Origin of the sequence: Micromonospora sp. CPM1, assembly GCF_023896895.1 — a bacterium.
Lineage (GTDB): Bacteria > Actinomycetota > Actinomycetes > Mycobacteriales > Micromonosporaceae > Micromonospora > Micromonospora tulbaghiae.
Genome location: NZ_JAMHIU010000025.1, coordinates 54823 through 77869 on the forward strand (window position 1 = coordinate 54823; position 23047 = coordinate 77869).

The 23047-nt window shown below is 71.7% G+C and carries 25 protein-coding genes and 1 pseudogene; 16 read left to right on the forward strand and 10 right to left on the reverse strand.

Annotation, left to right across the window (positions count from 1 at the left end; genetic code table 11):
• Nucleotides 1-252 precede the first annotated feature (252 nt).
• The 3 genes from M8C11_RS25355 (at nt 253) to M8C11_RS25365 (ending at nt 4510) form a co-directional block, all read left to right on the forward strand.
• Nucleotides 253-936 carry a response regulator transcription factor gene (locus M8C11_RS25355; RefSeq protein ID WP_120570083.1) on the forward strand — a complete coding sequence of 228 codons (684 nt, stop codon included), beginning with the start codon at nt 253-255 and terminating at the stop codon, nt 934-936.
• Nucleotides 937-1196: 260 nt separating this feature from the next.
• On the forward strand, nt 1197-1961 hold the full coding sequence (locus tag M8C11_RS25360; protein WP_252453775.1) for an ABC transporter ATP-binding protein: 765 nt from the start codon (nt 1197-1199) through the stop codon (nt 1959-1961).
• A complete protein-coding gene (locus tag M8C11_RS25365; RefSeq protein ID WP_252453778.1) occupies nt 1961-4510 on the forward strand; it encodes an ABC transporter permease in 2550 nt (849 codons plus the stop codon). The genes M8C11_RS25360 and M8C11_RS25365 overlap by 1 nt, the downstream gene beginning before the upstream one ends.
• Nucleotides 4511-4555: 45 nt before the next feature.
• Here M8C11_RS25365 and M8C11_RS25370 read toward each other — a convergent pair whose 3' ends face one another.
• Nucleotides 4556-5194, reverse strand: coding sequence for an HAD family phosphatase (locus M8C11_RS25370; RefSeq protein WP_252453780.1), 639 nt, complete (start codon nt 5192-5194; stop codon nt 4556-4558).
• A gap of 115 nt (nt 5195-5309) precedes the next feature.
• Complete coding sequence (locus tag M8C11_RS25375) at nt 5310-6050, reverse strand: neutral zinc metallopeptidase (RefSeq protein ID WP_121685083.1); 741 nt, start codon at nt 6048-6050, stop codon at nt 5310-5312.
• 129 nt (nt 6051-6179) lie between these two features.
• Between M8C11_RS25375 and M8C11_RS25380 the strand changes: the two genes are divergently transcribed.
• Complete coding sequence (locus M8C11_RS25380) at nt 6180-6539, forward strand: hypothetical protein (protein WP_252453783.1); 360 nt, start codon at nt 6180-6182, stop codon at nt 6537-6539.
• 4 nt (nt 6540-6543) lie between these two features.
• On the opposite strand, the gene M8C11_RS25385 is transcribed toward M8C11_RS25380, so the two are convergent.
• The 3 genes from M8C11_RS25385 to M8C11_RS25395 form a co-directional block, all read right to left on the reverse strand.
• Nucleotides 6544-6726: a hypothetical protein gene (locus M8C11_RS25385; protein WP_013286093.1), complete on the reverse strand. Its 183-nt coding sequence runs from the start codon at nt 6724-6726 to the stop codon at nt 6544-6546.
• Between the two features lie 179 nt (nt 6727-6905).
• Entirely contained in the window at nt 6906-7571 is a 666-nt protein-coding gene (locus M8C11_RS25390; RefSeq protein ID WP_252453786.1) for a cation transporter, read from the reverse strand.
• Complete coding sequence (locus M8C11_RS25395) at nt 7571-7897, reverse strand: helix-turn-helix transcriptional regulator (protein ID WP_252453789.1); 327 nt, start codon at nt 7895-7897, stop codon at nt 7571-7573. The genes M8C11_RS25390 and M8C11_RS25395 overlap by 1 nt, the downstream gene beginning before the upstream one ends.
• Nucleotides 7898-7984: 87 nt before the next feature.
• Here M8C11_RS25395 and M8C11_RS25400 point away from each other — a divergent pair, with 87 nt between their 5' ends.
• Genes M8C11_RS25400 through M8C11_RS25410 form a run of 3 tightly spaced genes read left to right on the forward strand, consistent with a single transcriptional unit; the run spans nt 7985 to nt 9075 of the window.
• Nucleotides 7985-8314: a hypothetical protein gene (locus M8C11_RS25400; protein WP_252453792.1), complete on the forward strand. Its 330-nt coding sequence runs from the start codon at nt 7985-7987 to the stop codon at nt 8312-8314.
• Entirely contained in the window at nt 8314-8736 is a 423-nt protein-coding gene (locus tag M8C11_RS25405) for a MerR family transcriptional regulator (RefSeq protein WP_252453795.1), read from the forward strand. The genes M8C11_RS25400 and M8C11_RS25405 overlap by 1 nt, the downstream gene beginning before the upstream one ends.
• Nucleotides 8737-8739: 3 nt before the next feature.
• Complete coding sequence (locus tag M8C11_RS25410; protein ID WP_252453798.1) at nt 8740-9075, forward strand: YnfA family protein; 336 nt, start codon at nt 8740-8742, stop codon at nt 9073-9075.
• A gap of 7 nt (nt 9076-9082) precedes the next feature.
• On the opposite strand, the gene M8C11_RS25415 is transcribed toward M8C11_RS25410, so the two are convergent.
• Entirely contained in the window at nt 9083-9502 is a 420-nt protein-coding gene (locus tag M8C11_RS25415; RefSeq protein ID WP_252453800.1) for a hypothetical protein, read from the reverse strand.
• A gap of 118 nt (nt 9503-9620) precedes the next feature.
• Between M8C11_RS25415 and M8C11_RS25420 the strand changes: the two genes are divergently transcribed.
• The gene (locus tag M8C11_RS25420; RefSeq protein WP_252453803.1) at nt 9621-10619 is read left to right on the forward strand and encodes an RNA polymerase subunit sigma-70; all 999 of its coding nucleotides are present in this window, start codon (nt 9621-9623) and stop codon (nt 10617-10619) included.
• On the forward strand, nt 10619-11320 hold the full coding sequence (locus M8C11_RS25425) for a DUF6069 family protein (RefSeq protein WP_252453806.1): 702 nt from the start codon (nt 10619-10621) through the stop codon (nt 11318-11320). Before M8C11_RS25420 ends, M8C11_RS25425 begins: the two co-directional genes overlap by 1 nt.
• A gap of 3 nt (nt 11321-11323) precedes the next feature.
• Here the strand turns inward: M8C11_RS25425 and M8C11_RS25430 are convergent, their stop codons facing one another.
• Nucleotides 11324-11728: a hypothetical protein gene (locus tag M8C11_RS25430; RefSeq protein ID WP_252453808.1), complete on the reverse strand. Its 405-nt coding sequence runs from the start codon at nt 11726-11728 to the stop codon at nt 11324-11326.
• Between the two features lie 202 nt (nt 11729-11930).
• On the opposite strand from M8C11_RS25430, the gene M8C11_RS25435 reads away from it, so the two are divergent.
• Nucleotides 11931-12185, forward strand: a complete 255-nt coding sequence (locus M8C11_RS25435; protein ID WP_252453810.1) for a hypothetical protein — start codon at nt 11931-11933, stop codon at nt 12183-12185.
• Nucleotides 12186-12935: 750 nt separating this feature from the next.
• Complete coding sequence (locus M8C11_RS25440; protein WP_374669118.1) at nt 12936-14702, forward strand: IS481 family transposase; 1767 nt, start codon at nt 12936-12938, stop codon at nt 14700-14702.
• An 8-nt stretch (nt 14703-14710) separates the two neighbouring features.
• Here the strand turns inward: M8C11_RS25440 and M8C11_RS25445 are convergent, their stop codons facing one another.
• Nucleotides 14711-15091, reverse strand: a complete 381-nt coding sequence (locus M8C11_RS25445; RefSeq protein ID WP_252453812.1) for a hypothetical protein — start codon at nt 15089-15091, stop codon at nt 14711-14713.
• Between the two features lie 194 nt (nt 15092-15285).
• Between M8C11_RS25445 and M8C11_RS25450 the strand changes: the two genes are divergently transcribed.
• Together M8C11_RS25450 and M8C11_RS30755 are read left to right on the forward strand one after the other, a co-directional pair.
• Nucleotides 15286-15762: a hypothetical protein gene (locus M8C11_RS25450; RefSeq protein WP_252453814.1), complete on the forward strand. Its 477-nt coding sequence runs from the start codon at nt 15286-15288 to the stop codon at nt 15760-15762.
• A gap of 202 nt (nt 15763-15964) precedes the next feature.
• Nucleotides 15965-16243, forward strand: a pseudogene (locus M8C11_RS30755) (HD domain-containing protein); the annotation flags it as partial.
• A gap of 184 nt (nt 16244-16427) precedes the next feature.
• On the opposite strand, the gene M8C11_RS25455 reads toward M8C11_RS30755, so the two are convergent.
• The gene (locus M8C11_RS25455; protein WP_252453816.1) at nt 16428-16667 is read right to left on the reverse strand and encodes a hypothetical protein; all 240 of its coding nucleotides are present in this window, start codon (nt 16665-16667) and stop codon (nt 16428-16430) included.
• A 51-nt stretch (nt 16668-16718) separates the two neighbouring features.
• On the opposite strand from M8C11_RS25455, the gene M8C11_RS25460 reads away from it, so the two are divergent.
• Nucleotides 16719-17045, forward strand: a complete 327-nt coding sequence (locus tag M8C11_RS25460) for a tyrosine-type recombinase/integrase (RefSeq protein WP_252453818.1) — start codon at nt 16719-16721, stop codon at nt 17043-17045.
• A gap of 46 nt (nt 17046-17091) precedes the next feature.
• On the opposite strand, the gene metH is transcribed toward M8C11_RS25460, so the two are convergent.
• Nucleotides 17092-20607 (reverse strand): methionine synthase, encoded by a 3516-nt coding sequence (metH, locus tag M8C11_RS25465; protein WP_252453820.1) that lies wholly within the window; start codon nt 20605-20607, stop codon nt 17092-17094.
• A 241-nt stretch (nt 20608-20848) separates the two neighbouring features.
• Between metH and M8C11_RS25470 the strand changes: the two genes are divergently transcribed.
• Entirely contained in the window at nt 20849-21718 is an 870-nt protein-coding gene (locus tag M8C11_RS25470; protein ID WP_013286081.1) for a PAC2 family protein, read from the forward strand.
• Between the two features lie 118 nt (nt 21719-21836).
• Entirely contained in the window at nt 21837-22628 is a 792-nt protein-coding gene (locus M8C11_RS25475; protein WP_252453823.1) for a GntR family transcriptional regulator, read from the forward strand.
• The last annotated feature ends 419 nt before the right edge of the window (nt 22629-23047 follow it).

A 23047-nucleotide genomic window follows, 5' to 3' on the forward strand; every position in this document is an offset into this window, starting at 1 on the left:
CAGACCGCCCACGATCCCGCGTGAGCCCGCACACCGCCCACGATCCCGCCCGAGCCCGTTACGCAGACCGCCCGCGATCCCGTGAGGGCCGGGCGCGCGGAGCCCGGCCAACCTGCGGGATCGGGGCGGCCTGATCGGCGACCGCGCGGGCGGCGCCCTCTACGGTGGTTACCGCGGCCTGGTTCACGCCGGGTGGGCGTGGGCGTGCGCTGATGCCCGGCCGGACCGCCGCCCGGACGACGAGGGGGACGCATGACCGAGGGCGCCGTGTCCCGGCCGGTGCGGGTCCTGCTCGCCGACGACCAGCCGCTGCTGCGTACCGGATTCCGGATGGTGCTCGGCGCGGAGGACGACCTCGACGTGGTGGGTGAGGCCGGCGACGGCGCGGAGGCGGTGGAGCTGTCCCGGCGGCTGCTGCCCGACGTGGTGCTGATGGACATCCGGATGCCGCGCCTGGACGGGGTGGCCGCCACCCGGGCGATCGTGTCGGCCCGGCTGCCGGTACGCGTGCTCGTGCTCACCACGTTCGCGCAGGACGAGCACGTCGTCGGGGCGTTGCGGGCCGGGGCGGGCGGCTTCCTGACCAAGGACGTGCCGGCCGAGGACCTCGTGGCCGCGATCCGCACGGTGGCCGCCGGGGGCGCGGTGATGTCCCCGCGCGTCCTGCGCCGGCTGCTGGACCGGTTCGCCCAGGTGCTGCCGGACCCGGCCGTCGCGCCGGCGCGGGCGCTGGAACCGCTGACCGACCGGGAGCGTGAGGTGCTCACCCACATGGCGCGCGGACTGTCCAACGCGGAGATCGCCCGGGTGCTGTCGGTCAGCGAGACCACCGTGAAAACCCATGTCGGGCACGTGCTCACGAAGCTACGGTTGCGCGACCGGGTGCAGGCGGTCGTGCTGGCGTACGAGACGGGCCTGGTCCGTCCCGGCGGCTGAGGTGGCGCGGGTCACCTACCGTGACCAGCGGCGGGGCCGATGTGTTGACCATCACGCGAGGTGAGGCCCTAACGTCGGCGTCGCCTGCCGGTCAGGGGTCACCCTGAGCCCGGATGGGGGTCGACCCTCACCGGAAGATCGGCACGGATTCCACCCCAGGTCGGAGGGTTTTCGGGCTCCCGGCCCCGAGGATGGATTCCGCCGCACCGACCAGCGGGGGCGGTGCGGCATGAGAACGACAGACGGAAGAGGTAGATGACGTGACCGCGACGGTAGGCCGACAGCAGGCCGCGGCCCGGGCGAACGACGTGTGGAAGGTGTACGGCAGCGGCGAGGCGCAGGTCGTCGCGCTGCGGGGGGTGAGCGCCGAGTTCGAACGCGGCCGGTTCACCGCGATCATGGGGCCGTCCGGCTCGGGGAAGTCCACGCTGATGCACTGCCTCGCCGGTCTGGACACGGTGACCAAGGGCACGGTCATGATCGGCGACACCACAGTGACCGGGCTCAACGACTCCGGCCTGACGAAGCTGCGCCGCGACAAGGTGGGCTTCATCTTCCAGCAGTTCAACCTGCTGCCCACGCTCACCGCGCAGGAGAACATCCTGCTGCCCCTGTCGATCGCCGGGCGCAAGGCCGACCCGGCCTGGTACGACACGGTGATCGACACGGTCGGCCTGCGGGAGCGGCTCGGGCACCGCCCGGCGCAGCTCTCCGGCGGCCAGCAGCAGCGCGTGGCGTGCGCCCGGGCGCTCGTCGCCCGCCCCGAGGTGATCTTCGCGGACGAGCCGACCGGCAACCTGGACTCCCGCTCCGGCGCCGAGGTGCTGAAGTTCCTGCGCAACTCGGTACGCGAGCACGGCCAGACCATCGTGATGGTCACGCACGACCCGACCGCCGCCGCGTACGCCGACCGCGTGGTGTTCCTCGCCGACGGGCAGATCGTCTCGGAGCTGATCGAGCCGACCGCCGAGACGGTGCTGGACACGATGAAGAAGCTGGACGCCCCGGTCGAGGTGGGCAACTGATGCTGCGGGCAACGCTCAAGAGCCTGCTGGCGCGCAAGTTGCGCCTGCTGCTGTCCGGCCTGGCGGTGGTGCTCGGCGTCATGTTCGTCTCCGGCGCGTTCGTGCTCACCGACACGCTCGGGCGGTCCTTCGACGCGGTCTTCGCCGACGCGTACGCCGAGGTCGACGTCAGCGTCGAGGCGAAGCCGAAGATCGACGTCTCCACCGCGGAGGGCATGCCGCTGAGCACCCCGATGCCGGCGTCGGTGCTCGACCGGATCAAGGCGGTGCCCGGCGTCGCCGACGCCGAGGGCGTGGTGGCCGCCGACGGCGCCCGCATGATCGGCAGCAACGGCAAGGTGGTCACCTCGTTCGGCCCGCCGCAGCTGGGCCAGAACTGGCTCGGTGAGAGCGACCTGGTGGAGATCCGCGAGGGCCGCGCGCCGCAGGCCGACGACGAGATCGTGATCAACACCGCGCTGGCCGAGGCGGGCAAGGTCAAGGTCGGCGACCGGGTCGGCGTGCTGACCCTCGCCCCGAAGAAGGAGTTCACGCTCGTCGGCGTGTTCGGCTACAGCGGCGGCCGGGACTCGATCGGTGGCGCCAACGAGGTCTACTTCACCACCCCGGTGGCGCAGCAGCTGATGCTGGGCAAGCCGGACGTGTACAGCAACGTCAGCGTCCAGGCCGCCGACGGCACCACGCCGGAGGCGCTGCGCGACGCGGTGGCCCGCACGCTGGGCGCCGACTACCAGGTCAAGACCGGCGAGCAGCTCGCCGCCGACGCCTCGGCCGGCCTCAAGGAAGGGCTGTCGTTCTTCAACAAGATCCTCCTCGGGTTCGCCGCGGTGGCGCTGCTGGTCGGCACGTTCCTGATCCTCAACACGTTCTCGATCATCGTGGCCCAGCGCACCCGTGAGCTGGCCCTGATGCGGGCGATCGGGGCCAGCGGCAAGCAGGTCATCGGCTCGGTGGTGCTGGAGGCGCTCGCGGTCGGCCTGATCGCCTCGGTGCTGGGGCTCGCCGCCGGCATCGGCGTGGGCGCGCTGTTGGCGTACCTGTTCGGTCAGCTCGCCGGGGGTCTGACCCTGGCCGGGCTGGGCGTGCCGGCCTCGGCGGTGATCGGCGCGTTCGCGGTCGGCATGCTGATCACGGTGATCGCCGCGCTGCTGCCGGCGCTGCGCGCCTCGCGCATCCCGCCGATCGCTGCGATGCAGGACGTCGCCACGCCGGACCGGCCGCTGACGAAGGTCACCGTCGGCGGCGCCGTGGTGACCGGCATCGGCGCGGTGCTGCTGTTCCTGGGTCTCGGCGGGCACGCCGGCGACAGCACCCTGGCGACCATCCTCGGCGGCGTGCTGTTCGCGTTCATCGGGGTGGCGCTGCTGACGCCGGTGATCAGCCGGCCGGTGGTCGCGCTGCTCGGCGCGATGTTCTCCTGGTCGGTGCCGGGCAAGCTGGGCCGGCTCAACTCGGGCCGCAACCCGCGCCGCACGGCGATCACCGCAGCCGCGCTGATGGTGGGCATCGCCCTGGTCACCGGCGTGACGGTGATCCTGGACTCGGCAAAGGGCAGCATCGGCGCGCTGGCCGAGGACACCATCAAGGCGGAGCTGGTGATCTCCGGGTCCACGTCGGGGCCGCGCCCGGCGAGCTTCGACCCGGCGGTGCTGGAGAAGGCCGCCGCGATCCCGGGTGTGCGGATGGTCGACGGCGAGTACGGCGACATGGCAGTGGTCGGCGGCGAGCGGACCTGGGTGGCCGTGTCGAGCAACGTGGCCGCGCTCCAGCAGATCTTCGGGGCGAAGGCCACCGCCGGTGACATCAGCAAGCTGGCACCGGACCAGATGCTGGTCAGCTCCGACACCGCGAAGGCACGCAACCTCACCGTCGGTTCGACGGTGCCGGTGCAACTGTCCCGCGGCGACGCCCGCACGTACACGGTCAGCGGCATCTACGAGAGCTCGCAGCTGACCAACCCGGTGACGCTGCCGCCGCAGGCTGCCGCGGACTTCGCCATCCCGCAGCCGATCCAGGGTTTCCTGCAGCTCGCCCCCGGCACGTCGGTGGACGCGGTGCAGCCGCAGATCGAGCGGCTGCTGGCGGACAGCCCCGAGGTGTCGGTGGCCGACCGGGCCGGGTTCATCGAGCAGCAGACCGGTCAGCTGGACTCCCTGCTCCAGATGATCCAGATCCTGCTGGCGCTGGCCATCGTGATCGCGGTGCTGGGCATCATCAACACGCTCGCGCTGTCGGTGCTGGAGCGGACCCGGGAACTGGGTCTGCTGCGGGCGATCGGCCTGCGCCGTGCCCAGACCATGCGCATGATCACGGTCGAGGCGGTGGTGATCTCCATCTTCGGCGCGCTGCTCGGCGTGGTGGTCGGCACGGGTCTCGGCGCGGCGGTGGTCGAGGCGCTCAAGGACGAGGGCATCACCGACCTGGTCCTGCCGTGGGGTCAGATGGTGACGTTCCTGATCCTGGCCGCGATCATCGGTGTGGTCGCCGCGGTGCTGCCGGCGATCCGCGCCGCGCGGATCAACGTCCTGGGCGCCATCGCCCACGACTGACACAGCGGAAAGGGGGCCCCTCTCGTCGAGAGGGGCCCCCTTCCGCTATCGGTTGAGCAGCGCCGCGAGCAATTCCAGGTCCGCCCCGGTCAGGCTCTCCATCTGGTGTACGCCGTCGGCGGGCGCCAGCGGCACCTCGGCCGGTACGGCCAGCACCGCCGCCCCGGCGGCCAACGCGCTCGCCACGCCGGTCGGTGAGTCCTCGATCGCCACGCACCGCTCGACCGGCACGCCCAGCAGACGCGCGGCGGTCAGGTACGGCTCGGGGTGCGGCTTGGCCGCGTCCACCTCGTCACCGCACACCACCGCGTCGAAGCTGTCCCGGCCCAGCGTGTCCAGCGCCACCTCGACCAGGGACCGGCCGCTGGAGGTGACCAGCGCGGTGGGGATGCCGGCGTCGCGTACCGCGCGCAGCAGCGCCAGCGCGCCCGGACGCCACTGCAGCCCGGTGCGGAACAGCTCCAGGATCCGGGCGCTGATCCAGTCGGCGCTGGCCTGTACGTCCCGCTCCGGCTGGCCCAGGTCGTCGTGCACGATCCGCATCGCGTCGGCCATCCCGGTGCCGACGATCGCGCGGCGGGCGTCGTCGGACAGGACACCGCCGTACACGGCGGCCAGTTCCTGCAACGCGACGTCCCACAGTTTCTCGCTGTCGACCAGGGTGCCGTCCATGTCGAAGAGCACGGCGGCGGGGTGTGGGCTGCTCAGCGGGGGCCTCCTTCGGTACGCGTACCCCGCCGATCCTGCCAGCCGCGCCCGGCCCGCCCGTCACCGTCCCCGATCGGGGTGACCCGCGGCATCACCGGAGGCCGCAGGCGCCGAGCGACTTCTCGTACCCGCGGAAGAACGAGTCGCTGCGCTGCTCGGCGGTGCCGTGCGAGCCCTCGGCGAACCACGGCTGGTCGGGGTCGTCGCCGACCGCGAGCAGCCCCTCCCGGAACTCCTCCAGGTCACCGTCGGCCAGCTCCAGCGCCCCGGAACGTACGCTGTCCCCGAGGTACGCCCCGGCCATGCAGTCGGCCTGCAACTCCTGCTGGATGGTGAAGTTGTAGCGGATGCCCAGCCGCACCTGCATGCCGTGGGCGTACTCGTGGCCGAGCAGGTAGAACAGGAACGCGTCGCCGATCTGCCGGAACGCCGCCACCGACCAGTTCACGTCGTAGGCGATGAAGTCGCCGGCCGAGCAGTACACCGCGTTGTTGCGCGGCAGCCCCTGCCCGGCGCAGGCCACCTCGCCCTCGCGGCTGTAGGGCACCACCCGCCGGATCGGGGTGAACCGCTGACCGGAGGCGCGGAACTGCTCCGCCCAGTAGCGTTCGGCCAGCCGGACCGCGTCCTGGATGTCCTGCTTGAACTCGGCCACGCTGGTGGTGCCGTCCGCCCGGGTGGTCTGCGACTCGGGCTGCGCGCTACGCGGGGGTGCGGGCTGCTGCGGCTCGCCCTGGTCGTAACCGCCGGCCATGCAGCCGGCCGCCACCAGCGCGGCCACCACCAGCCCGGCGATCGGCCCGCGCCCCTGACGTCCCGCCCTGTCCCCCACCATGACCTCCCGGCTGTCGCACCCGTGTCCCGCAGCAGTACCCCCGGCAGGCTCCGGTGATACTCACCGGCTCTCACGTACCGCCGCCGGGAAACGTTCACCGGCCACGGGAGCGGTACGGTCGGCGTCGTGGAGCCGCCGTACGCGGGAATCGTCTACTGGCGACGCAGCCTCTGGAACGGCATGCGCTGCGTACCGGTGCTGCTGACGCTGGACGAGGGCCGGCTGCGCGCCTGCGACCGGCACGGCGCGGAGGTGTTCGCCGCCCTCGCCGGCCGGGTCGAGGCCCGGGGAACGATTGTCGGCACGATGCTGCTCACCGTCGACGGCCGCCGGTACGCGCTGGTCGGCGAGGGCGCCACGGTCTCACCGGCGCCGAGCGCGGAGCAACGGCGGCGGCTGGCGGAGTACATGGCGCGCGCCGAGCCTGTTTCCGACCTCGCGTCGTGGTGGGAGCCGCTGGCGCGGGCCGGTGTGGCGGTGCGCTGACCGGTCAGTCCAGGCCGCGCATGATGTGCGGCTCGCCGTCGTCGTCGCCGAAGCAGCGGTGCAGCACCTGGGCGCGCGCCCACAGGTCCAGGCTGCTCGGCGGTCCGACCGGGCCCGTGCCGGCGGGCGTGGTGGTCAGCACGGGAGCCGGTTCCGGCGGGACCTGCGACGTCACCTCGTCGGTCATGTCCGCCCCTTTCGTCGTACCCATGCTCGTCCGCGGGCGTTTCCGCCGCGTCAACTCCGACGGCGCGGGCGTGGACGCGGCGCGCCTGACCCACGCCGGCCCGTACTCCGGTGACGGTAGCCCGCCGGGCCGCCGAGCACAGCCGTATTCCCGACGTCGCCGCAGGTAGCGGCCGGTGATCACGCTTGCGGGCCGCCCGGGCCGCAGGTGGCGCAGCAGGTGTCGCCGCGCCAGGCGTCGCGGCCCTCGCGGACCGCGACGACGGCGATCACCAGGGCGGCGACCGGGTCGGCCCAGGACCATCCGAACAGGCCGTTGAGGGCCAGCCCGACGAGCAGGACCACCGAGAGGTACGTGCACAGCAACGTCTGCTTCGAGTCGGCCACCGCCGACCGGGAGCCCAGTTCCCGCCCGGCGCGCCGCTGCGCGGCCGACAGCACGGGCATCACGATCACCGAGAGCCCGGCCAGCACCAGCCCGACCGGTGAGTGCGCGGCCTCGGCGCCGCCGAGCAGCGCACGGACCGCCTCGACGGAGACGTACGCGGCGAGCGCGAAGAACGACACGGCGATGACGCGCAGCGTGACCCGCTCCCGGGCCTGCGGGTCCGGACCGGCGAACTGCCACGCCACGGCTGCCGCGGAGGCCACCTCGATGACCGAGTCCAGACCGAAACCGATCAGGGCGGTCGAGGACGCGACGGCGCCGGCGCTGATCGCCACCACCGCCTCGATCACGTTGTAGGTGATGGTCGCGGCAACCAGCAGGCGCACCCGGCGGGTGAGCAGCGCGCGACGGCCCGGCGCAGGGCCGGCGGGCGTGACCGGGATCAGCGGCAGGCTCATCAGCAGCATCCGTCCGAGGCGTCCGGGCAGGCGGCCGGGTCGACCGCGAGCACGACGCCGACCAGGTCGCCGAGCGCATGGGCGAGGCGGGCGTCGGCCAGCTCGTACCGGGTGCGGCGCCCCTCCGGCACGGCCGCGACCAGGCCGCAGCCGCGCAGGCAGGCCAGGTGGTTGGACAGGTTCTGCCGGCTGGTGCCGAGCGCCTCGGCCAGCTCGGCCGGGTAGCCGGGCCCGTCGCGCAGGGCCAGCAGCAGCCGGGCGCGTAGCGGGTCGGACAGCGCGTGACCGAAACGGGACAGCGCCTGAGAGTGGTGCAGCGTCCGCATGCCGTGACTGTACAGCACTTGCTGTATTCAGGAAGGAATGTACCGGCGGTTGCATCCGGTACCCCGGTACGGGCTTACCGTCGAGAGGTGACCGACGATTCCTGGGTGCCCGACACCTGCACGCTGCCGACCACCGACCGGCCGCTACGGCTGGCCGAGTTCGACGGGCTGTTCCACGACGCGCTGCGCGGCGCCGACCGGCCGGCCGCCGGGCATCTGCGGCTGCACCTCGACCGCGGCGCCGAAGCGCTCGCCCGGGACCTGATCGCCCGCGAGTCGGCCTGCTGCTCCTTCTTCACCTTCGATCTCGCCCGCCCGGACGGCGACACGCTGACGCTCGACATGCGCGTTCCGGCGACCCGTGTCGCCGTACTCGATGCCCTGGCCCTGCGGGCCACGGCCGCGCGGGGCCGGTGATGGGCGAGCCGGAGCTGCGCAGCGGCCAGGTCGCCGACGCGGCCGGGGTCAACGTGCAGACGCTGCGCTACTACGAACGGCGCGGGCTGCTGGCCGCGCCCCGGCGGTCACCCGGCGGGCATCGGCTCTACCCGGCCGAGACGGTCACCCTGCTGCGGGTGGTGAAGGCCGCGCAACGTCTCGGCTTCACCCTCGCCGAGGTCGCCGGCCTGCTGGCGGCCGGGACGCACGACGCCGGCCTGCGGACCCGGGCCCACGACAAGCTCGCCGAGGTGGAACGGCGGCTCGCGGACCTCGCTGCCGTGCGCGACACGCTGCGAGAGGCGATCTCGGCCGGCTGCGACGACCTGATCACCTGCGCCGGCAGCTCCCGCTGCCCGCTGCCCTTCGCCGGTCCGGACCACGACCCGGCTACGGTCTGACGCATGACTGTCGTCCGGTCCATCCTGCTGTTCCTGCTCGCCGCGCTCGCCGAGATCGGCGGCGCCTGGCTGGTGTGGCAGGGCTGGCGGGAGAACCGCGGGCTGCTCTGGATCGCCGCCGGGGTGATCGCGCTCGGCGCCTACGGGTTCGTGGCCACGTTCCAGCCGGACCCGAACTTCGGCCGCATCCTCGCCGCCTACGGCGGCGTGTTCGTCGCCGGGTCGCTCGCCTGGGGCATGGTGGTCGACAAGTTCCGGCCCGACCGCTACGACCTGGTCGGCGCGGCCATCTGCCTGGTCGGCGTCGCGGTCATCATGTACGCCCCGCGCACGAGCTGACGCGCCGTCAGGCGTACCGGGCGACGAACTCCTCCGCACGCCAGCGGGCACCCTCGCTGAGATAGCGGAAGTCCAACGTCACCACGTCCCCACCGGCCCGCCCCGCCATCTCCCGCAGCGGCATGGCGAGGAAGTGGTTGCTCAACGGGATGATCGTGGTCTCACCGTCCGGACACGGCACGTGCAGGAGCGCGAGTCCATGGCTCACCGGTGCGTGCACGACGCCGTGCTCGTCCCGCCGGTAACCGCCGTAGCTCACCTCGGCGATCCAGGAGACCTCACCTCCGACGGAGGCCAGGCGGTATTCGCGCAGGGCCTGCGCCAGAAGCGACCCGAGGGTGCGGTCGGGGTCCACGTCGAGGGTCACGCGGTGGGAAGCGACGTCGTCGCCCATGCACACGGAGTCGCGGTCGATCGAGATCAGCACGGCGCTCACGGTAGTCCCGCGGGTCACGTTCGGGACCACGGCGACCGGCGCTCGTGATGAGTTTCCGCGCCTGTACCCGTCACACCTACGACGACACACGACGCGGAAGGATGACCTCATGGGTACGGACACGCGGCTGCAGGAGCTGGGCGTGAGCGGTCTGGGCGAGATGGACGAACCGGCGTTCACCGGGCTGGCGCAGCGGCACCGGCGGGAGCTGCACGTGCACTGCTACCGGATGCTCGGGTCGTTCGAGGACGCCGAGGACACCGTCCAGGAGACGTTCCTGCGGGCCTGGCGGCGGCGCGAGACCTTCGCCGGGCGGTCCACGTTCCGGGCCTGGCTGTACCGGATCGCCACGAACGCCTGCCTGGACCTGCTCGCCAGGTGCCGCCCGGAGCCGGCTACCGGCGGTGAGGTGCGGTGGCTCCAGCCCTACCCGGACCGGCTGCTCGACGAGCTGCCCGCCGCCGGCGCGGACGAGCCGGAGACGGTCGCTGTGGCGCGGGAGACGATCGAGCTGGCGTACCTGGTCGCCGTGCAGCACCTCGCACCGCGCCCGCGGGCCGTGCGGATCCTGCGCGACGTGCTCGGCTGGCCGGCCAAGGAGGTCGCGGAGCTGCTCGGCGACTCGGTCAACTCGGTCAACAGCGCGTTGCAGCGGGCCCGCTCGGGCATGCGGGAGCACCTACCGGCGCAGCGGCAGGACTGGACCGGCGACGAGACGGACAGTCGGACCCGCGAGCTGGTACGCCGCTTCACCGACGCCAGCATCGCCAAGGACGTCGACGGTCTCGCCTCGATGCTGCGCGACGACGTGCGCTGCTCGATGCCGCCCACCCCGGGCCTGCAGATCGGCCGCGACGCGGTGGTGAACGACTGGGTGGCGGACGGATTCGAGAGCCTGGGCAGCCTGCGGGCCGAGCCCACTGCCGTGAACCGGCAGCCCGCCGTCGCGTTCTACCTCTGGCAGGAGCGCGACGGCGCGTACCTGCCGCTCACCGTCGACGCCCTGCGCATCACCGGCGGGGCGATCACCGAGATCGTCACCTTCCACGCCGACCAGTTCCCGCGCCTCGGGCTGCCGGACCGTCTCCCGGCCGACCCCACGCCGTAGTGCCCACGCGGACGCTCGCCCTGCCCGGCGGCGCGCGCGTTCCGGTGGTCGCGGCCCGGTGGCACCACGCGTACGGCGTGGTCACCCGCGGACGGGTGCAGCTGGAGCTGCGCGACGGCACTCCCGGGCCGGTCCTCGGCCGCGACGCCGGTTTCTGGCTGCGCGGCACCGGCGTACGCGCGCTGCGCAACCCCGGCCGTCGCACCGCGACGGTGCGGATCCTCACCCCTCACCTCGACGCCCGGAGGAACGACATGATCAGCAGCACCGACACCGCCGTCACAGTGGGCCGCCCGCGCGGCTTCCGGCGGCTCGCCGTCACCGGCCTGGTCGCCACGCTCGCCGCGATCGTGGTCACCACGCTCGCGGCCGCTCTGGCCCGGGCCGCCGGTGTGGACTTCGAGATCCCCGACGGCGGCGGCGAGACCATCCCGCTGGGCGGGTTCGCCGTGGTGACCGGGTTCTTCTCGCTCGTGGGCGTCGTCATCGCCGCCGTACTGCTGCGGTTCAGCGCGCGTCCCGCGCGGCGGTTCGCGTGGACGGCGGTGGCGCTGACGGCGCTGTCGATGGTGCCGCCGTTCCTGGCCGGGGCGGCCGCGCCGACCGTCGTCGCCCTGGTCGGGTTGCACCTGGTCGCGGCGGCGGTGATGATCCCCGCCCTGACGCGGAGCCTGCGGGCAAGCTCTCCGCGAGGAGCCTGACGGCTACTCGGCCGTGGCTCCGCGACGGCGGAGGGCCACCTTGGTGCCGCCGAACGCGACGAGCCACGGCAGCACCACGAAGCCGCCGCAGCCGATCACGATCAGCCACAGCGTCTCAGCCGGCTTTCCCTGGTGCTCCAGTTCAGGCCAGGTGAAGGCACTGCCGAGCAGCGACAACACGTAGAACAGGACGATCACGATCGCGACAGCCGTACCGATCCGGCGGCTGAGCCCGATGCCCGCAGCGCAGAGAAACCCGAGCCCGGACATGACAATGGGCGCGAAGTACATACCGGACAGCACGACGAAGGTGGAGTACGTCGCACCGGGGTCGAGAGCCGAGTCCGCCAACGGTGTCGGGCCGGCTCCGACCGCGTGGATGACAGCGGAAAGGGCGGAGTTCACCACTTCGGACTCCTCGCGCCGGGACGCTCGCACGCCATCGGGATCGATCCCTCAGTCTGGCACCGGTCACGCCGCCGGACCGACCGGCAGTCGTGAGCCCGCCACAAAATGATGCGATCCACAGGGTTCGATCCGAAACACTCGGGCACTTCGATACGGACCACACGCCGGGCGCCGCCAGTCGGCGCCCGGCGTCACGTACGTGATGTCCTTCAGTGTCGCGGCGAGCAACGGTCTGGAGACGGCGAACACCGACACCTACCCGATCAACCAGTCGCGGACGATCGACCTCACCACCACCGCCCTGCCGGTCGGGTCCGACGTCCGGCCGGTGGTCGACGCGGTGGCCGGGGCGCAACGCACCCCGAGCAGCTTCGTGTCGTACTGCGAGAACGGGCAGACCGCGACGTACTCGGTGACCGGGACGACGTACGACTACTCGGTCACGCTGATCGGCTGACCGGTACGTCGGGGCTTCGGGACGTCCGCCATCCCGGCGGGCGCCCCGCGCCCGTCAGTCGCTGCCGAGTAACCCACGGGTGCTGGGAAGCACCTGCGGTCGTCACTTGGCGTTGAACTGTCGTCCGCAGGCAGGCGAAGCGGACAAAGACTCGGCCCGCCACGTCAAGACGGCCTTGACGCACGGTCGGACGCTGGCGGGTCGGGCGGTGGTCTGCTCGGCTTGTCCGGGTCGGCTGGCGGGATGGCCTACCGCCACCACCCACGGACCGCAACACGCCGGCGGGGTTGCAACCATCTCGGAGCCCGAGCGCCCCCGCCGGAGGCGCAGTAACCGCAACCCCGCGACCGCCGCCAGCTCGCCGACGAGGCCGGCGTGCGCTCCCCAACGCCGCGCGGGCTCGTGGCCGCGCGGCCCGGCCGGCTGCCGGCGCACCACACCCGGTTAACGGCCTTTCGTTCTGCGGGGGCACTGGGGCTTCCCCGCTTCCGCGCCAGCCGATGGGCTATGGGCATGACCGCCCGGCCATCCCCGGCCGGGCGGTCATGACGCCCAATCGGCGGCGCTTGCGGCCCGTCTCGGGCCGCCTCGAAGACGTACAGAAACTTTGCACATCGTCGGCAGCCGGCCATTGTCCTGCGCCGGTTGATAGTTGACACAGCGGCCTCGGTTGGTGTTTGACACCGGGTCGGCCCGGCCCTCTTTTCGTCTGTAGCCAGGCGGGAGGAGCACCGGGTGGGACTCGCGGAGTTGAGCGTCATGGAGCAGCGGTTTCACGCGGTGATGGAGTGCCTCGGTGGCACGCCGAAGACGGAGGTCGCCGCCCGGTATGGGGTGTCGCGGCAGACGATCCACAACTGGCTGGCCCGGTATGCCGCCGAGGGCGTCACGGGCTTGGAGGACCGGTCTCACCGGCCGCATGTCTGCCCGCACCGGGTTGACGCCTCGACCGAGGCGTTGGTGTGTGAGCTGCGGCGGGATCATCCGCGGTGGGGTCCGCGTAGGCTGCGGTTCGAAGTGGGCCGTCGTGGCGTGACTCCGCCGCCGGCTCGGGCGACGGTGTATCGGATTCTGCGGCGGAACAACTTGGTGCCGGCGGTGCCTCGGAAGCGCCGGCGGGAGGACTACCGGCGGTGGGAACGCCCGGAGTCGATGGAGCTGTGGCAGATGGACATCGTCGGTGGTGTCCTCCTCGCTGACGGCACCGAGGCGAAGGTCGTCACCGGCTTGGACGACCACTCCCGCTACTGCGTGATCGCGACCGTGGTGCGTCGGGCCACCGGCCGGGCCGTCTGCGCCGCGTTCGGCACCGCCCTGACCCGGTTCGGCGTGCCGGGTGAAGTGCTGACGGACAACGGTAAGCAGTTCACCAAGCCGCGCCCTGGGGAGGTGCTGTTCGAGCGGATCTGCCGGGAGAACGGCATCGTGGCCCGCAACACCAAACCCCGCTCCCCGACCACCACCGGCAAGGTCGAGCGGTTCCACCAGAGCCTGCAGGGTGAGTGCCTGGACGGGCGGGTGTTCGCCACCCTGGAGGAGGCCCAGGCCGCGGTGGACGTGTTCGCCGCCGAATACAACTACGACCGGCCCCACCAGGGCATCGACGACGCCTTCCCCGGCGACCGATTCCACCGCCCCGTCGCAGCACGAGACCAAACCCTGGCGGAGACCCTGCCGCTGCGTCTGCCGGCCGGGCTGCTGCCCAGCCCACCACCGGCCCCGAGGAAGCCACCCGCCGTCGAGGTCGATTCCGGATCGGTGACCGTGTCCACCGGCCGTCCTCGGCCGGTGCAGCTGGTCCGGGTTGCGCCACCGTCGGGCAACCTGACCGTGGCCCAGCAGCAGGTGTGGCTCGGTCCCACCCTCGCCGGCACCCCGGTCACAATCTGGGTCGACACCGACCGGCTGCACGTCCTGACCGCCGACGGCGCCCGGATCAAGTCCAGCCCATCAAGGCTGTCCCAACGCGATCTCGCCCGGCTCCTGGCCGAGGGCGGTGCACCGGCCGGACCGCCTCCGTTGCCGCAGCCCGAACCACGGACCACCGCCGTCGAGGTCGACCGGGTCGTCAACGCCTGCGGCGGCATCAGCATCGCCGGCCGGCAGATCAGCGTCGGCATGCCACTCGCCGGTCAACGGGTCCGGATCCGCCTCGACGGCATACTCCTGCACGTCATCGACGACGCCGGGCAGCTGCGCCGCACCCTGCGCTGTCCACTACCGCCCACCGCGCTGGGCCGCATCCGCGACGCCCGCCCAGCGTCCGCAGTCCCGCCGCCAGCGGCCATCCCTGAGGTGGAACGGGTCGTGTCCATCAACGGCAGCATCCAGGTCGCGGGGCAACGCATCCAGGTCGGCAAGGTCCACGCCCGCAAGTTGGTATCCGTCGCCCTCGACGAGCACACCATCACCGTCTACGACGCCAACACCCCGATCGCGGCCGCCCCCCGCCGCAGCACCACCAACCTGAACCGCACCAAGGCGCACCACCACATCACCCGACTGGTTGAACCTTGAGCCTGAGGTTAGGCGGAGAACCACCCCACGGCCGGGGCACGGCGGTAATCCGGCCGGCTCGCCCACGCCTGGCTCCACGCTCGCTCCTGCGTCGAGTCGAGACGTCCGTGCCGGGCGGCGTCAGCGTTTTCGCCCAGCAAGCGGTGCAGCGCTGACGCCGCCTCGACGTCCATTGCGCTGATCTCGTGCAGGACATACCGCCGGGGACGACGGTCGAGTGGATAGACCCCCGCGAACCAGAACTCCCGCCCATCCCACCGGGCCAGCCCGTCGATCGCTCCGTCGTAGAAGTCGTCGCACCACAGAATCTCGACGCCGGACAGCTCGACCAAACCGGCCAACACCGACTCCTCGTGCATCAGTAGGTCTTCGTCAGGTTCCTCAGGCACACGCAAAACCTAGCCCTTCTGCCTCCCGGCGCTGACCAGCCTTACCATCGACAGCAGGCACCAGACCTATTCGATCAAGGCCCGGCGTCAAGTGTCCTGCGACGCCGCTTCGTCAACCATCATGCGAGACCAGGCATCGGCAGCCGGCCAGCTGTCGTGTCCCGCGGCTGATGCTTACATCTACGTCCCGCCTGATGCTCGACATGATCCTCAAGACGCTCGCGGAGACCGCCACGGTGCGCGACGCGAGGGACCGCGAGGTGAGGGACAATGCGCCGGTGGAAGATCACCGGCGCTGCCGTCTTTCTGTCAGTGATGACGACCTGGAGCTTGCCGGCCCGCCGGCTGCCCTCCGCGCCCTCGGCCGGCTGCTTCGCCAACATGCTGAACCCTTTGAGGTAGGGATCACCGGCGGGGTCATCAGTCAAGAGGCGACCGAAGGCCCGCTGCTTGTCAGTCTTCAAGGCGGGACCACGCTGCATCTCTCCGGTGGTCGCGAGTATCTCGACATCATCTGGGACGCGCTCGACGGTGTGGCCGAGCAAGCCGAGACCGCCGTAGACCGGAGAATCAACCGGCATCAGCACGTCGAGTACCTTCCGGGGGACGACTACCGATCGCCGGACTCAGTCCCATTGGTCATCGTGGCCGACTGGCCCGACGCGCCGTAGCAGACAACGCGCTGACCTCGGCCTGTGGATGCACCACGATCGCGTAGTGGCACTGACTGTAACCAGGGCAACTGAGCAACCAGGGCCGACTGTCGTGCATGTGCTGGGACGGATTCGTCCAAGCATGTGGTGGGACTAGACACGGCAGCCGGCCAGCCGGATAGGCGGTATTGGTGAGTCGTAGCCGGCGCTATCGTCTTGCATGTCGCTCGTCTCGTGGGCCTACGAGGTCTCTCGCCAGAACCTTTCGGGCACGCTGCCCCGCCGGTGGGCTCACGTTCAGGGTGTTGCGCTCAAGGCCCGGACCCTTACCGCGGCTGTCGCTGACGACGGGTCCCTGTTGGAGGCGGCCGCGATTCTTCACGATGTCGGCTACGCCCCTCACCGAGCAAAGACAGGCTTTCATCCGCTGGACGGTGCGATCTACCTCCGAAACTTGGGCGCGCCCGACCGCCTGGTCCGCCTGGTAGCGCATCACTCCTGTGCCGTTAAGGAGGCTCGTCTACGTGGGCTGGACGGACACCTCGCTGCCTTTCACGACGAAGAAGGTCCGGTGAGAGACGCACTCTGGATGTGCGACCTCACCACGACGCCCGACGGAGAGCCAACGGACTTTGCAAGCAGGGTCGCCGAGATCAAGGAGCGGTACGGCCCCGGCGACCTGGTCACGGTACCGGGTCGCCGTCGACCTGGGTGCCGGCTGTGGACTCCGGCAGGGCGAGATCTTCGCCGTCAGCCCGGACGACGTCGACACCACGCGCCGGCTGCTCCACGTCGTCCGTCAGATCAAGATGGTGCGCGGAACGTTGGTGTTCGCACCGCCCAAGGGCGGCAAACTGCGCGAGGTCCCGCTTCCCGACGCCGTCGCGACACGCCTTCGTGAGCACGCCGAGCAGGTCGACCACGTGCCGGTGACCCTGCCGTGAGGCACCCCCGACGGCGAACCTCGAACCGTCATGGTCTACCTGAGCACCGCCAACGGCAGCCCGATCAGCCGGCCGTCCTTCAACGCCAACGTGTGGAAGCCGGCCATCCGGGCAGCCGGCGTCGAGGACACCCGGCAGAACGGCATGCACGTGCTGCGCCACACCTATGCCTCGGTGCTGCTCGACGCGGGCGAGAACATCAAGGCGCTGTCGCTGTACCTCGGCCACGCCGACCCGGGCTTCACGCTGCGCGTCTACACCCACCGGCTGCCGACCAGCGAGGACCGCACCCGCCGGGCGATCGACGCCGCCTTCGGGTACGGCCCAACCGACCCCGACGGCCTGGCGACGGCCTAGCCGGGTGTCGGAAGAGTGTTTGCGCAGTTCAGGAAGGGTGACGGCGTCACTTGGCGTTGAAGTAGTTCGCCTCCGGGTGGTGGACCACGATCGCGTCGGTGGCCTGCTCCGGCACCAGCTGGAACTCCTCGGACAACTGCACCCCGATCCGCTCCGCGCCCAGCAACTCCACGATCTTTGCCCGATCCTCCAGGTCCGGGCAGGCCGGGTAGCCGAACGCGTACCGGCAGCCCCGGTAGTCGGTGCGCAGCAGACCGGCCAGGTCGGCCGGGTCGTCGTCGGCCACGGTGCCGCCGCCGGGCAGCACCAGCTCGGCCCGGATCCGCCGGTGCCAGTACTCGGCCAGCGCCTCGGTGAGCTGCACGGACAGGCCGTGCACCTCCAGGTAGTCGCGGTACTCGTTGCCGGCGAACATCTTCGCCGTGTACTCGCTGATCGGCTGCCCGACGGTGACCAGCTGCAACGCCACCACGTCGAGCTGGTCGCCCTTGGGCCGGAAGAAGTCGGCCAGGCACAGCCGCCGCTCCTGGCGCTGCCGGGGGAAGGAGAACCGGGCCCGCTCGCTGTGCCCGTTCTCGTCCAGCACCACCAGGTCGTTGCCCTCGGAGTACGCCGGGAAGTAGCCGTACACGACGGCCGCCTCCAGCACCTGGTCGGAGATCAGGCGGTCCAGCCAGTACCGCAGCCGGGGCCGGCCCTCGGTCTCGACCAGTTCCTCGTACGACGGTCCCTTGCCGCCGCGGGCGCCGCGCAGCCCCCACTGGCCCAGGAACGTGGCCCGCTCGTCCAGCAGGGCCGCGTAGTCGGCCAGCGGTACGCCCTTGACGACGCGGGTGCCGAAGAACGGCGGCTTCGGCACGGACACGTCCAGCGCCACGTCGGAGCGGACCGACGCGTCGTCCAGCTCGGGCAGCGCCTCGCGGACCTGCGTCCGCTGCCGCTCGCGGCGCTCCCGGCGGGCCGCCAGTGCGGCCTCACGTTCCGGGTCGACCACCGGCGCGCCGCCGCGCTTGGCCGCCATCACGCGGTCCATCAGGGACAGCCCTTCGAACGCGTCGCGGGCGTAGTGCACCTGGCCCGGGTAGATCGACCGCAGGTCGTCCTCGACGTACGCGCGGGTCAGCGCCGCGCCGCCGAGCAGCACCGGCCAGCGCTCGGCCACGCCCCGGGAGGCCATCTCGGCCAGGTTCTCCTTCATGATGACGGTGCTCTTGACGAGCAGACCGGACATGCCGATGGCATCGGCCCGGTGCTCCTCGGCCGCGTCGAGAATCGCGTTGATCGGCTGCTTGATGCCGATGTTGACCACGTCGTAGCCGTTGTTGGACAGGATGATGTCGACCAGGTTCTTGCCGATGTCGTGCACATCGCCCTTCACCGTGGCGAGCACGATCCGGCCCTTGCCGTCGTCGTCGGTCTTCTCCATGTGCGGCTCCAGGTAGGCCACCGCGGTCTTCATCACCTCGGCGGACTGGAGCACGAACGGCAGCTGCATCTGGCCGGAGCCGAACAGCTCGCCGACCACCTTCATGCCGTCCAGCAGCAGGTCGTTGATGATGGACAGCGGCGTACGCCCCTGCGCCATCGCGGTGTCCAGGTCGGCCTCCAGGCCGTTGCGCTCGCCGTCGATGATCCGCCGCTTGAGCCGCTCGTCCAGCGGCAGCGCGGCCAGTTCCTCGGCCCGGGTGGCGCGCGCCGACGCCGCGTCCACGCCCTCGAAGGCCTCGATGAACCGCTGCACCGGGTCGTATCCCTCGCGACGGCGGTCGTACACCAGGTCGAGCGCCACCTCGCGCTGCTCGTCCGGGATCCGCGACATCGGCAGGATCTTGCTGGCGTGCACGATCGCCGAGGTCAGCCCGGCCTGGGCGCACTCGTGCAGGAACACCGAGTTGAGCACCTGCCGGGCCGCCGGGTTGAGTCCGAACGACACGTTGGAGATGCCGGCGGTGAAGTTGACGCCCGGATAGCGCGCGGCGATCTCCCGAATCGCCTCGATCGTCTCGATGCCGTCGCGACGGGTCTCCTCCTGCCCGGTGGCGATCGGGAACGTCAGCGCGTCGATGAGGATGTCCTCCCGGCGCATCCCCCAGCGGCCGGTCAGGTCGTCGATCAGCCGGCAGGCCACCCGTACCTTCCACTCCCGGGTGCGGGCCTGGCCCTCCTCGTCGATGAGCAGCGCCACGACGGCGGCGCCGTGCTCCCTGACCACCGGCATGATCCGCGCGTAGCGGGACTCGGGGCCGTCGCCGTCCTCGAAGTTGACCGAGTTGACCACGCACCGGCCGCCGAGCATCTCCAGCCCGGCCTCGATCACGGCCGGTTCGGTGGAGTCCAGCACGATCGGCAGCGTCGAGGCGGTGGCGAACCGGCCGGCCAGCTCACGCATGTCCTGCGTGCCGTCGCGGCCCACGTAGTCCACGCAGAGGTCGAGCAGGTGCGAGCCGTCCCGGGCCTGGCTGCGGGCGACCTCCACGCAGGCCTGCCAGTCCCCGGCGAGCATGGACTCGCGGAACGCCTTCGAGCCGTTGGCGTTGGTCCGCTCCCCCACCATCAGGATGCTGGCGTCCTGGGCGAACGGCACGTGGTGGTAGATCGAGGAGACCCCGGCCTCCGGCTTCGGCTCCCGCGCCACCGGCGCGCGCCCGCCCAGCCGCTCCACCAGCACCCGGATGTGCTCCGGGGTGGTGCCGCAGCAGCCGCCGATCAGAGCCACGCCGTAGTCGGTGACGAACTGCTCCAGCGCGTCGGCCAGCTCGTCCGGGCTGAGCGGGAAGTACGCGCCGTCGGCGGTCAGCACCGGCAGGCCGGCGTTCGGCATCACCGAGATCGGGATCCGCGAGTGCTGCGCCAGGTAGCGCAGGTGCTCGCCCATCTCCGCCGGGCCGGTCGAGCAGTTCAGCCCGATCAGGTCGACGCCGAGCGGCTCGATCGCGGTCAGCGCGGCGCCGATCTCGCTGCCGAGCAGCATGGTGCCGGTGGTCTCCACCGCCACCTGGCAGATGATCGGCACGTCCCGGCCGGCCTCGGCCCGGGCCCGCTTCGACCCGACCACCGCCGCCTTGACCTGGAGCAGGTCCTGGCAGGTCTCGATGATCAGCGCGTCCGCCCCGCCGGCGATCAGACCGGCGGCGTTCTCCTGGTACGCGTCGCGCAGCGAGGCGTAGCTCGCATGCCCGAGCGTGGGTAGCTTGGTGCCGGGGCCCATCGAGCCGAGCACGAACCGGGGGTGCTCCGGCGTCGCGTACGCGTCGGCTGCCTCCCGCGCGATCCGCGCGCCCGCCTCGGACAGCTCCCGGATGCGGCCGGGGATGCCGTATTCCGCGAGGTTGGGCAGGTTCGCGCCGAACGTGTTGGTCTCCACGCAGTCCGCGCCGGCCGCCAGGTAGGCGTCGTGCACGCCGCGGACCACGTCCGGCCGGGTCACGTTGAGGATCTCGTTGCAGCCTTCGAGGCCGTCGAAGTCGTCGAGGGTGAGATCGGCGGCCTGGAGCATCGTCCCCATCGCGCCGTCCGCGATCAGGATCCGATCGGCCAGCAGGTCACGCAACGAAATAGGCACATGCCCCAGGTTAGTGCGCCCGACTGCGGCAGAGTCACCCGAACCGGGCCTTCCCACATTCTGCCCACCGGGCCGGCGTACACCTTTCCGCCGGTTCGCCCGGGTGGTCCGACCCGGCGACCGGCGCGGCCGACGGGCCGGGCCCCGCGGCGGCACGTAGGCTGACGGACGTGAAGGACAACAGGGGTGCGACAGTGCGACGGGGCGACGCCGCGCCCGACGAGCAGGGTGAGGTGACGGCGTGACCGAGTTCGACGGGCTGCCGGTACTGCGCTCGCCGGTCGCCATCGCGGCCTTCGAGGGCTGGAACGACGCCGCCGACGCCTCCACCGCCGCCGTGGAACACCTGGAGCAGGTCTGGCAGGCCCGGGAGGTGACCGAGCTGGATCCGGAGGACTTCTACGACTTCCAGGTGAGCCGCCCGACGATCACCATGGCCGACGGGGAGACGCGGCGCGTCGAGTGGCCCACCACGCGGTTCATGGTGGCCAGCCCGGAGGGCACCGAGCGGGACGTGGTGCTGATCCGCGGCATCGAGCCGAGCATGCGGTGGCGGACGTTCTGCGAGCAGGTGCTGGAGATCTGCCACAGCCTGGAGGTCGAGCGGGTGGTGCTGCTCGGCGCGTTGCTGGCCGACGTGCCGTACACCCGGCCGCTGCCGATCAGCGGCAGCGCGTCGGACGCCGACGCGGCCAAGCGCTACCAGCTCACCCCCACCCGGTACGACGGGCCGACCGGCATCGTCGGCGTGCTGCACGACGCCTGCACGCGGGCGGAGGTCGACGCGGTGTCGTTCTGGGTGCACGTGCCGCACTACGCGAACAACCCGCCCTGCCCGAAGGCCACCCTCGCGCTGCTGCACCGGGTCGAGGAGGTGCTCGACCTGCCGGTGCCGATGGCCGACCTGGCCGAGGAGGCCGCCGAGTGGGAGCAGCGGGTGCGCAGCGCCGCCGAGCAGGACGCCGAACTCGGCGAGTACGTGCGTGAGCTGGAGGAACGGGTCGGCGACGCCGGCATCACCCCGTTGACCGGGGACGAGATCGCCCAGGAGTTCGAGAAGTACCTGCGCCGCCGCGGCGGTTCCGCCGGGCCGACCGCCGGCTCCTGGTAGTTCTCCCGCTCTGCTGAAGCCGGGCCTCGGATCGGGGCCCGGCTTCTTCGTGTCCGGGGTGGCGCGGTCACAGCCTCTAGGGCATCCTAGGAACCTAGCTGTTCTGAGGAGGCGGGCAATGCAGATCAACCCGGGCGCGGCCGAGTTCCCGCACCGGCAGATCGCCGCGCAGCTCAAGGCCCAGGTGCGCCGCGGCGACTGGGGTCCGGGCGAGCGGCTGCCGTCCATCCCGGCCATCGCCGAGATGTTCGGCGTCGCCAAGCAGACCGTGCAGCGCGCCGTCGACCAGCTGCGGGTCGAGGGCATCCTGATCACCAAACCCGGCTCCGGTACGTACGTCCGGGGCACCCGGCGCCGCCTCAACCGCCTGTCCCGGGGCCGGTACGGCGGCTTCCGCGGCTACCACACGGACCTGGCCGCCCGGTACCGCCAGCAGCTCGTCTCGGTCGGCCGCTCCCCCGCCCCGGCGGAGGTGGCCGACGCGTTCGGCGTCACCGACGGCACCGAACTGCTCTGCCGTCGGCACCTGGTACGCACCGACGACTCCCCGGTCGAGGTCGGCGCGTCGTGGTTCCTGCCCGCCGACACCGCCGGCACCTCACTGGAGCGGGCCGAGGCGTTCGGCCGGCCGCTCTACCAGGAGGCGGAGGAGGCCATCGGCCGGCGGTACGTCACCGCCACCGACACGATCAGCGCCCGCCAGCCCAGCCGGGAGGAGGCGGAGATCCTCCAGATCCGCCCCGACACCCCGGTGCTGCACCTGTTGCACGTCGCCTACGACGAGCGGCACAAGCCGATCGAGGTCGCCCAGGCCACGTGGCCCGGCCCGATGACCACGCTCACCGAGGAGTACAAGATCCCCGCCCCCGCTCCCGACCAGGACCCCGACCCCGGCCTGGTCCTGGGCTGACCGGCCGCAACCCGGCACCCGGCGATCTTGCACTTTCCGCCCCGGCACACAGGGCATTCACGACATCCCGAGGGCCACAACTGCAAGATCGCCGAGGGCTGCGGGCCGGGCACGCCTGAGTGGAACACCACGGGTGTCAAACCGCCCTCGACACACCCGTCACGTTCCACCCGCTCCCCCGGTCGGCGCGATCTTGCACTCACGGACCCCGCCAACCTGGGCAAAACCGACGGAACGTGGGTCGGAAGTGCAAGATCGACGGTGCGAGAGGGCCGAGGCCCGCGCGAGAGGGCGAGGCCCGCGCGAGAGGGCGAGGCCCGCGCGAGAGGGCGAGGCCCGCGCGAGAGGGCGAGGCCCGCGCGAGAGGGCGAGGCCCGCGCGAGAGGGCGAGGCCCGCGCGAGAGGGCGAGGCCCGCGCG

Coding starts and splice junctions, on each gene's coding strand:
- M8C11_RS25355 (WP_120570083.1), top strand. CDS start 253: ATGACCGAGGGCGCCGTGTCCCGGCCGGTGCGGGTCCTGCTCGCCGAC.
- M8C11_RS25365 (WP_252453778.1), top strand. CDS start 1,961: ATGCTGCGGGCAACGCTCAAGAGCCTGCTGGCGCGCAAGTTGCGCCTG.
- M8C11_RS25385 (WP_013286093.1), bottom strand. CDS start 6,726: ATGACCGACGAGGTGACGTCGCAGGTCCCGCCGGAACCGGCTCCCGTG.
- M8C11_RS25390 (WP_252453786.1), bottom strand. CDS start 7,571: ATGAGCCTGCCGCTGATCCCGGTCACGCCCGCCGGCCCTGCGCCGGGC.
- M8C11_RS25395 (WP_252453789.1), bottom strand. CDS start 7,897: ATGCGGACGCTGCACCACTCTCAGGCGCTGTCCCGTTTCGGTCACGCG.
- M8C11_RS25405 (WP_252453795.1), top strand. CDS start 8,314: ATGGGCGAGCCGGAGCTGCGCAGCGGCCAGGTCGCCGACGCGGCCGGG.
- M8C11_RS25410 (WP_252453798.1), top strand. CDS start 8,740: ATGACTGTCGTCCGGTCCATCCTGCTGTTCCTGCTCGCCGCGCTCGCC.
- M8C11_RS25420 (WP_252453803.1), top strand. CDS start 9,621: ATGGGTACGGACACGCGGCTGCAGGAGCTGGGCGTGAGCGGTCTGGGC.
- M8C11_RS25435 (WP_252453810.1), top strand. CDS start 11,931: ATGTCCTTCAGTGTCGCGGCGAGCAACGGTCTGGAGACGGCGAACACC.
- M8C11_RS25450 (WP_252453814.1), top strand. CDS start 15,286: ATGCTCGACATGATCCTCAAGACGCTCGCGGAGACCGCCACGGTGCGC.
- M8C11_RS25460 (WP_252453818.1), top strand. CDS start 16,719: ATGGTCTACCTGAGCACCGCCAACGGCAGCCCGATCAGCCGGCCGTCC.
- M8C11_RS25475 (WP_252453823.1), top strand. CDS start 21,837: ATGCAGATCAACCCGGGCGCGGCCGAGTTCCCGCACCGGCAGATCGCC.